8 protein-coding genes are annotated in these 9,223 nt (G+C 56.7%); 3 read left to right on the top strand and 5 right to left on the bottom strand.

Translation table 11 applies throughout. The features are described 5' to 3' along the window. Positions 1 to 115: 115 nt before the first annotated feature. Positions 116 to 1,246: a glycosyltransferase gene (locus ABJK56_RS14215; RefSeq protein WP_347245325.1), complete on the top strand. Its 1,131-nt coding sequence runs from the start codon at positions 116 to 118 to the stop codon at positions 1,244 to 1,246. Positions 1,247 to 1,472: 226 nt separating this feature from the next. Here the strand turns inward: ABJK56_RS14215 and ABJK56_RS14210 are convergent, their stop codons facing one another. Together ABJK56_RS14210 and ABJK56_RS14205 are read right to left on the bottom strand one after the other, a co-directional pair. Next, a complete protein-coding gene (locus ABJK56_RS14210; protein ID WP_347245324.1) occupies positions 1,473 to 2,783 on the bottom strand; it encodes a Gfo/Idh/MocA family oxidoreductase in 1,311 nt (436 codons plus the stop codon). Positions 2,784 to 2,944: 161 nt separating this feature from the next. Next, the gene (locus tag ABJK56_RS14205) at positions 2,945 to 4,084 is read right to left on the bottom strand and encodes an SUMF1/EgtB/PvdO family nonheme iron enzyme (protein WP_347245323.1); all 1,140 of its coding nucleotides are present in this window, start codon (positions 4,082 to 4,084) and stop codon (positions 2,945 to 2,947) included. 626 nt (positions 4,085 to 4,710) lie between these two features. Here ABJK56_RS14205 and ABJK56_RS14200 point away from each other — a divergent pair. Then, positions 4,711 to 5,640: an FAD:protein FMN transferase gene (locus ABJK56_RS14200; RefSeq protein ID WP_347245322.1), complete on the top strand. Its 930-nt coding sequence runs from the start codon at positions 4,711 to 4,713 to the stop codon at positions 5,638 to 5,640. Then, complete coding sequence (locus tag ABJK56_RS14195; protein WP_347245321.1) at positions 5,627 to 6,562, top strand: DMT family transporter; 936 nt, start codon at positions 5,627 to 5,629, stop codon at positions 6,560 to 6,562. Before ABJK56_RS14200 ends, ABJK56_RS14195 begins: the two co-directional genes overlap by 14 nt. Positions 6,563 to 6,686: 124 nt before the next feature. Here the strand turns inward: ABJK56_RS14195 and ABJK56_RS14190 are convergent, their stop codons facing one another. From ABJK56_RS14190 to ABJK56_RS14180, 3 genes are all read right to left on the bottom strand, one after another. Beyond that, positions 6,687 to 7,403, bottom strand: a complete 717-nt coding sequence (locus ABJK56_RS14190; protein ID WP_347245320.1) for an SDR family oxidoreductase — start codon at positions 7,401 to 7,403, stop codon at positions 6,687 to 6,689. A gap of 122 nt (positions 7,404 to 7,525) precedes the next feature. Next, complete coding sequence (locus ABJK56_RS14185) at positions 7,526 to 8,281, bottom strand: ThuA domain-containing protein (protein ID WP_347245319.1); 756 nt, start codon at positions 8,279 to 8,281, stop codon at positions 7,526 to 7,528. Positions 8,282 to 8,515: 234 nt separating this feature from the next. Further along, on the bottom strand, positions 8,516 to 9,223 hold a 708-nt coding region (locus ABJK56_RS14180), incomplete at its 5' end, for a cytochrome c family protein (protein WP_347245318.1).

The following is a 9,223-nucleotide window of genomic DNA, read 5'->3' as shown; positions in this document are numbered from 1 at the left end:
GCGGGCCAGTTCGTGGGACTGAGCCAAAGTTTCCCGGAAGTTATCAACCGATGTCTCGCTGGCCGATATAAAAGAGCGGACCTTGCAACGATCTTCCTTTCCGATGTTTTCCGCCATGAAGATCCTCCATGTTGCCCCCCTTAGCTGGAAAAACCCCAATGGGGTTACCGAAGCCGTCGCCAATCTGGCTGTGGCGCAGTCGCAATTTCCTCAAGTCCAGATAGGACTGCTTGTGAGCAGCGTCGATCCCGGGCCCATCCCTCAGTTGCCCATCCCGGTGCTGCTGCGGCGGAATATGGTCCGCCTAGCCGGGGAGAGTTCTGTGTGGGAATGTCTTAAGTCCCGACTCTTTGCGCCAGACCTGGTAGTGTTTCACAGCACGTTTGTACCTTTCCATGCTCGGCTGGCGAGAGAATTCCAGAATCACAGCATTCCCTATCTTGTGTGTCCACACGGGGGAATGACGCGCGAGGCAATGGCTCAGAAAGCCTGGAAAAAGACGCTGGGCCGACGCCTGTTTTTCGATGCCTTTGTCGCGGGTGCCAGTGCCATCCAGTATCTCTCGCAAGGCGAATATGAGCGGTCAGGTGACTGGGGACGCCCGGTCATCATTGCGGGAAACGGCGTGTGGCCGCCTGCCGAAGATAAGCTCGCCACCCCGGGTGGTCGTGCCATGCGCGAGTTTTTGTTTCTCGGCCGCTTGGAAATCGAGATTAAAGGGCTGGATATTCTTCTCGAAGCCGTGACACGATGTCACAGCGAGCTTCAACGAAACCGAGCACGGGTAAAGATAGTCGGCCCCGGATGCGCTCGGTCGGACGTCTGGCTGCGGGAGGAGGTGGCCAGGCACTTCCTGGGGGATGTTGTGCATGTCGAGGGGCCGATCCAAGGAGACGCGAAGACCCGAGCTTACTCAGCAGCCGATGTATTTCTCCATCCGTCACGCACAGAGGGACATCCCACAAGTGTCCTCGAAGCCCTTTCCCACGGTTTGCCAGTGGTCATCACACCGCAGACGAATGTGCTGCACCAGGTGCTCGCCGCTGGAGCGGGCTGGGCCGTCACACATGATCCCGGTGACCTAGCAAGGACACTTGTTCGCCTGGCAAGAGTCGCGCCGGAGACACTGGCTGCCGCGGGCCGTGCTGCCCGACAGCTCGCCCTGGAACAATTCACCTGGCAACAGGCGGCAGAGAAAACATTGTCGAAATATGCGCGAATTCTTCGCCTTGCCCGGGCTGCCTAATCGCCAGATGCCATGCGTCAAAAGGTGTCGCCATTCAGGCAACATCTTGCGCCGGTCCGCAAACAAGTTGTAAAAAAACGACCGAGCTGATTCGGCCAGCTCGGTCGCGTTACCCTCAGGAGCGACAGGGCTGCGTGAGGGGGAAACTCCCTGTCGCTTCACAGCCACACACGAGACGCTTCTCTCAATAGAGTCTTTACTTTAGCCCGATCTAGCAAGCTGGTCATCAGTATGGTTCGTACACACCGGGCTGTGCAATCGGGTAATCGCCATTGGCGTCCGGCTTTACCGGGGGTTCCTGATCCCAAGACGTAATTTCCGGAGCGATAACCGGGCCTTTCTCCACAGCCTCGTCCCAGCGGACGACCTTCCCGCTGTAGGTCGCCATTCGGCCAAGGACCGCTGTGAAGCTACTGGTCGCACCGAAGTACCCCTCGTTGTACCTTTCGTTCTTAACGATGGCGTTAAGGAAATCGATGTGTTCCTGGACATACGGGTTCTTCTCGCCCCGAACACCCGCAGCGCACGGTGAAACGCCCTTGACGCCATGGGCCGCCTCAGCCACGATGTTCCAACAGCCGTTAATCTGGCGGCACTGACTGTACATCTTCACGCCATTGGGGTAGGTGAATTCCACGAAGTGGTGGTCATAAATCTGGCCAACGCCCCGGTTTTCACCCCGATAGCGCATCTCGCAGCCACCCATACCATTGGCCTCGATTGGGTGCACCGGATTGGTCAGATCATCGCTCATCACCCAGTTGCACACATCGAGGTTGTGGACGTGCTGCTCGACGATATTGTCCCCGCTGAGCCAGGTGAAGTGGTACCAGTTGTACACCTGGTATTGCAGTTCATTCTGGTCTTGCCGACGGCGGCGAATCCAAATCGCACCGCCATTCCAGTACGCCCGTAGGAACATGATATCGCCGATCTTGCCTTCTTTAATCTCGCCGATTTCCCGGATATAACCGGCCTGATGATGTCGTTGGAGCCCCACGCCAACCTTCAACCCTTTTTCGTCGGCCAGTTTGTTCGCCGCCATCACCTTGCGAAAGCCTGGGGCGTCAACACACACGGGCTTCTCCATGAAGACGTGTTTGCCGGCCTTGATGGCGTACTCATACTGGAATGGCCGGAAACCCGGAGGGCTGGCATTGATCATGATATCGACCCCGCAGTCGATGGCCTTTTTGTAGGCATCGAGCCCCACGAACACACGGTCATCCGGCAAATCGACGATATCTTTGGAAAATTCCTTGCGAAGGCCTTCGGCCGTACCGCGGGCACGATCCTCGAAAGCATCGGCCACCGCCACAATCTGCACCTTGATGCCCGTTTCCTGGGAAGCACGGATGTGATCGCGAACAGCGCCATTACCCCGGCCACCGCAACCGACCAGGCAAACCTTCAGCACATCGCTGCCCGCCGCGTGAACAGTTCGCCCGAGATTAAGCGAACCCATCAGCGCCGCACCGCTCACGACAGCCGAGGTTTCCAGAAAGCTTCGTCGAGATGTCTTCAGCACATCACTCATGGCGCACACTCCTTACAAGGGGTTCAACTTTGGAATCAACCGGCAAGGCGTTGGCCCGTTCTTGGCCCCAAGGCCGTCAAAAACCGGAAAGATCGCCTTTCAAGTTAGTCTGAGGGAGCTGCAAACGCAAGGGGCTGTAACGAGCCCAACGCAGAAAGCACTTACTGCTTACCGCCCTGAGCCTTCCGATAATTCCGCAAGATTTCGGGGTCGGGCTCATAGAGCTTGGCTTCCTCTTCGGTGGGCAGCCGCAGTGGGCGAACGACCCGAAAGCCCACAAAAGGTGCGTCCGTTAAGTACCAGATACTCTGGGGGATTTGCGGGTCCTGCATTTTCCAATCAGGATGAGATGCTCGCCGGGCAGCGCTGCGGAGTAGCTCGGGATCGTCCATCCAGGATCCACCCCGCACCACCACCGGGAACTCTTTGGTGACCGGGACAATGGGGTTCTTGACGGTTTTGCCCGCGAATTTTTTATAGGCATCGGGGACATACTGATCGAGAACCCATTCTGCCACATTGCCGTGCATGTCATAAAGCCCCCACGGATTCGGCTTCTTTTCGCCCACTTTGTGATACTTGTCGTCGCTGTTGTCGAAATACCAAGCGTAGTCATCCAAATCCTTGGGATCATCTCCGAACGAATAGGCCGTCGTCGTTCCCGCCCGACATGCATACTCCCATTCCGCTTCCGTCGGCAGGCGGTAATAACGACCCGTTTTCGCACACAACCATTTGCAGAAGTGCTGCGCGGCATAAAGCGTCATACACACTGCCGGCCGATCTTTCTTTCCCATTCCAAAAGACATATCGGTGTACGGAGGAGTCGGGCGGGCAATCGCATCCGCGATCTCATCCCATTTCGTGGCGGGTTCTTTGGTCTGCTCTCGGCGCCGCTTGTCCAGCTCGAAAGACCACGTCTCGTAAGCGTCCCATAGCGTTTCGTATTTCGCCATCCAGAACGGTTCGATTTCCACCTCGTGCTGGGGCCCTTCGTCGGGCTTTCGGCCGGGCTCATTCTCGGGGCTTCCCATCAGAAACTTTCCCCCCGGAATCGGCACCATGTCGAATTTGATGTCCGTACCCACAATCACTTCCGTGTAGGGCTTCATCTCGGCTTCGGTCTTCGCATCGGCATTGGGCACAGGATAGGGCTCGGGCAGCCATTTGATGACCAGATCTTCCGCCGGGTTGACCTTTTGGCCAGTTCCCTCCTCGGCCCCTAGGGATGTCATCACACATCCTAACATCACTGTTCCCGCAACAACCCATAACCAGGAGCGCATTCGGGTGTCCCTCATCTAACAGCACCTCGTGACCAAACTAACTCAACTTGACCGATACCCAATCCTGCGCCGAACCGTTGCGGGGCGGCACAGGCCCTCTAAACCTATCGACATTGTTACGCGTAAGGTGGGGCTGATGATCGCACGGGCCAAGTAATTATTCAGTCTGCTCTCCAAGACCACACTTGCCATCTGCCCGCCGACATCTCTCATCTGACCCGGCCCATTGTAAATCGTCTGAGCCGAACCTTGGAGGGTTCCCATCCATTGTCGATAATAATGCGTATTGTAAGCCGCTGCCAATCCCCCTGCAAACGGTTCGGAGATATCCTGAGGCCGAGACTCGCCATTCAAACTGCGCGAATTGTCGGAAAATTGATATGCACGGCTTTTCTTCCCTTACCAGGACATGCTCTATTGAACCGTCCTCGTGGACGGCGTTCAGCCGGAGATTTTCGGCAGTTGCGTTTTTCACATTTTTAGCATTGGTCGGCCCGCGAGCTTCGCTGACCGAGCCTAAGTTTTCCGCACTACTGGCAACTGAGACGTCAACCGCGCCTGAGCCTTTGGCAAGCCAGCAGACCCCGGCAACGGATCCTGTCAATCACGCGCCGGTGCGCTGGGTCCGCGAAGCCGAGGAGATGGCCGCGCCTCTGCGTATCATCTGCTACCATCCTGATGGCGTGGTTGCCGACCGGGCGATGGCCCGGGCAATGGCACGGATTCATCAACTCAATGCGATTTTCAACGACTACGATCCGACGAGCGAAGTTCGCCGCCTGTGTGAGACGGCAGGAACGGGGAAAAAGGTGCAGGTCAGCGACGATTTGTGGCGGCTTCTCGTGTTCAGTCTCGAGATCTCTGAGCAAACTGCGGGGGCATTTGATGTCACAATCGGCCCTATTGTGCGGTTGTGGCGAAGGGCTCGGATGGCTCGTGAATTGCCCCCAGCCTGGCGGTTTGACCAAGCGCGCCAGGCCGTGGGATATCAATTTGTGCGTCTCTACCCCGAAGATCGGGCGGTGGAGCTTTTGCGACCGGGAATGCGGCTGGATTTCGGTGCTGTGGCCAAGGGCTACGCCATTGATGCCGCCCTCCAGGTCATGCGCGAAGAAGGGGTGTGCTCGGCTTTGATTGATTTGGGCGGTGACCTCGGGTTGGGCGACCCTCCGCCCGACCGCGATCACTGGAATGTTGCCGTCGCCGCCATCAAGCCGGGAGAATCACCGAGTTATTTTGTGCGGCGGGCACGCTGTGGAGTGGCCACCTCCGGTGATCGTTACCGATTCGTGGTCATCGATGGGAAGCGTTACTCCCATATCGTCGATCCGAGAACCGGCGTAGGTCTGACTGATCAGAGCGAGGTGACGGTCGTCGCCCCGAATGCAACCCTGGCCGACGCTTTGGCTACGGCAGTCAGCGTTCTGGGACCAGAAAAAGGTTTGGCGTGGGTGGAGACCTTTCCGGATACAGCGGCCCTTTATTTGCGTCTCGTAGGAGAGCACACCGAAGTCTACACATCCAAACGGTGGAAAGAGCTGACCGGGGGAACAGGGAATGCCCAACCGTGACGAAACCGTGGAAATCCTGGAACCTGCTTCTCTCAGCAAGACCGCGGCGCGATTGTGCGTTGTGGGGGCAGTCGTTCTCTGGAGCAGCAGCGGCTTTTTCACCAAATCTCATTTTTTTGATAACTGGCCGATCGAATGGCGCGGCGCCATGTTCGGATTCTGGCGGACATTGGCTGCCGCGATTGTTTTGCTGCCCCTGGTTCGTGGCGTGCGTTTTCGGCCGATGCTCATTCCCATGGTAGTTTCCTTTGCTGGAATGAACATCACTTTCCTTACAGCAATGGTGCTGAGTACGGCTGCGAATGCCATTTGGTTGGAGAGTACGGCCCCATTTTGGGTTCTCCTTTCCTGCCTTTTTCTGTTTCGTGAGCCCCTTCAAAAAAGAGACTTCCTGCCGTTCCTGGCGGCGTTCGCCGGGGTGGCGTTGATCCTCACATTCGAGCTCACCCGCACGGAAAAGCTTTCCCAACTGGGTGTCCTCGCGGGATTGCTCTCCGGGATTTGCTACGGAGGGGTGATTGTGACCCTCCGGCAACTTCGTGAAGAAAACTCAGCCTGGCTTGTGGCCCTCAATCACACGGCTTCGGCGGTGGTCCTGGCTCCGCTTGTGGTGTCCCTCGGTTACTGGCCCTCACCTTTTCAACTGGCCTGGCTTGTCGCCTTTGGTGTGGTGCAGATGGCCATTCCTTACCTTCTCCTTACGACGGGCCTCAAAGTGATCCCTAGTCACGAAGTCGCTCTGATTGGACTACTGGAGCCGATTCTCAACCCCATTTGGGCGTTCCTTGTCTGGGGTGAGCGCCCTGCATGGTGGACTCTGGCGGGCGGAACATGCATCTTGCTGGGGCTGTTTCTCCGATATGTGTTCGGTGGGAACAATAACACAGCCGATCAAAAACCAGCCGTTCCTCCAAACACGTAAGACGAACACGCTTCGTTGACGGTGGTCATGGTCGTCCAGTGTGTCGAGCGATGATTCTATACGGCTTCGCCCGAATGCATCGTCTGCTCACATTTCACGCGGCTCACCGGACGCCCAAGTAATCTCAGAGATCTTCCGGTCGTTCCGACCACGGCGCTGTCAGCGACTGTCCGTTGTGGCGCCGATCAAGGGAGAGGAGGAAGGGAACGACGCGACGGGCCCAATCTCCCGGTTTGGGATAATTGGCGGCCTCGGCCCCGAAACAGCTCCGCAGCATCGCCGTGTCTATGATCCCCGGATTGACGACCACCGCCGCGAGGTCGGGTGGAAGCTCTGCCGCCAGCGATTGCGTGAGACCTTCGACAGCGAACTTGGTCGCGCAATACGGACCGACCTCGGCTGCCGCAGATCGCCCCCAGTAAGAACTAAAGTTGACGATGACCCCGCGCTTTCGTGCCAACATCGCTGGCACAAAATGGCGCACCGTGTGATAAATACCCGCGATATTCACCCTAAGGAGTTGCTCGAATTCGCCGGGCGGCACTTCCCACAGGCGGGCATTGCGATTGATTAAGGCCGCATTATTGATGAGGAGATCGGGCGGACCCAACGCAGCGATGACTTCCCTTGCCCACTCCGCCACCGCCTGGTCGCTCGCCACATCCACCTTCCCAAAGATGTGCGGGCGACCGTAAATCGTGGAGAGTTCTTCCACCGCAGATGCCGAGCGAGCACAGCCCGCCACCGTATGCCCGAGGGCGATGAAGCGATCCACCATAGCACGGCCCAGTCCGCGACTGACGCCCGTGATCACGATCACCTTCCGTTCGTTGCCAGCCATGGCATCCTCACAAGAAACGGCTACGATTGAGCGCGCTCATCCCCGCAGCAAACCGGGCCCCAGCAGCAAACGACAAACAATGAATCTGGTCTTGAGGCGTCAAAAGAGGGCAACAGGCGTTGTCACTTCAATCGTCCTGCTGCCCATTCAATCCCACGCTTCAACAGGATGGGATAATTGGGATTGCTCCAGGCAAGATGATCGTGCCCCAGCATGAGGTAAAACACCCGACTGTTGCCATACGAAGTGACCCAGCCGATTTCCGGGTCATTATTGGGACAGTCAGTTTTCAGAATCACGTGAACGTTCGGAGCAGTGTAGTAATCTTTGTAAGTTTCGTCGTGGATGACGAAGTCTTTCAAGCCACGGGTGATGGGATGTTCTGGATCGGCGATGATCACTTTGTAATCCTGGCCATGCGCCCAGCCCGAAGGCTTATACGTTTCTCCGTCGATAACACACTCCTGGAAAATGAATTTGCCTCCGATGATTTTACGGAACTCATCCCAATCACGATGAGCCCCCATGTTGTGATGGAGCGAGACCACCCCGATCCCTTTTTTAAGCAGAGCCACAAAGGCTTCCTGCTGCTGGGGTGTGATGCGAGGCACCAAATCGTACATGACGATTACGTCAAATTGTTCCGCGGCAGCGGGATTAAGCATGTCGGCCTGATCGGGCAGTTTGATGGCCTTGTATTCAATCCCCTCCATCTTGTCGAACATCTCAAAGAATGGTTTTTCCTCAAATCCGTGTCCGCCGTAAGTCAGCAGGACACGTATTTTTCCAGAATGGCCATCGGTACCCTCTGCAAAGCCGTTCCCTGCAAAGCCCCACGTCACCAATCCCGCAATTGCCAGAGCAATCCACTGTCTCATGGGTCGGTCTCCTTTGGTGAACTGTCATCAATGACGACTGGCGCCTTATGCCCGAATGGTCGATACTTTTGGACCCAATAACCGTTCCCTTGAAAGCTCGCTGTGATATTTATTTTGCGGCGCGAGATTTCGTGCATCGCCCCCTTAAGCCGACACCTTGGCGCACGCCAGAACATCCGCCCACTGTAGGCAGGAAGTGTTTCACCGTCAAGCTGGTGATCTCCCCCGGAGGGACTACTCTTTTTCGTAATGTTCCACCAGGGGCCAGTACTTGGCGAAGTCGAAGTCGGGGCTGTTATCTAGATCGTGACAATTTCGACAGTTATGCACCTCGGAATTTTCGACCTCCTTTTTAGTCACGATCATCGCCTGGGCGGCCCGTCTTTGTCGTTCGATATCGCTTCCCATTTCCGCTGCCACGTGCTCCCCACCTGGCCCGTGACACGATTCGCAGCCTACATCAACGAGGTGGGGAGTTTCCTTCTCGGAGAGAAAGCCCGAGATATAGGGGAAATACCGGGTGGGATGCCACCCCGTGACGTGGCAGCTGATACATTCGGGATCGAACGTCCGCGGCGGATCGAGGTTTCTCAGCGTATCCCAAGCCTTTGCGTGGCCCGATCTTTTCCAGATCAGGTACGACTTTTCGTGGCAGTTCGCGCACTTCTCCGAACCCACATAATCCCCCTGAATTTCGCGTCGAGGATGGGCAACAGGCCGGATTTCCAAACCCGCCAGCCCCAGCGCCTCAAGCTGATTCTGGTAGGTCACCATCATTTGCTTCATCTCAGGTGAGTCCGGATATCGGGAATCCAAAATGACTCGTTGGTAAGCGACGGGCTGATCGGGATTGTCGTAAAAACCCAGAACAACCGCGGCCATCCCTTTTTCCCCTACGTGGACCAGGAGTGTTTTCGTATCAGGCACAAAGCGGGGAGAACC

The organism is Thermogutta sp., from assembly GCF_039793925.1.
Taxonomy (GTDB): domain Bacteria; phylum Planctomycetota; class Planctomycetia; order Pirellulales; family Thermoguttaceae; genus Thermogutta.
Note: the sequence above shows the minus strand (reverse complement) of the source record. Positions and strands in the feature narration are given on the sequence as shown.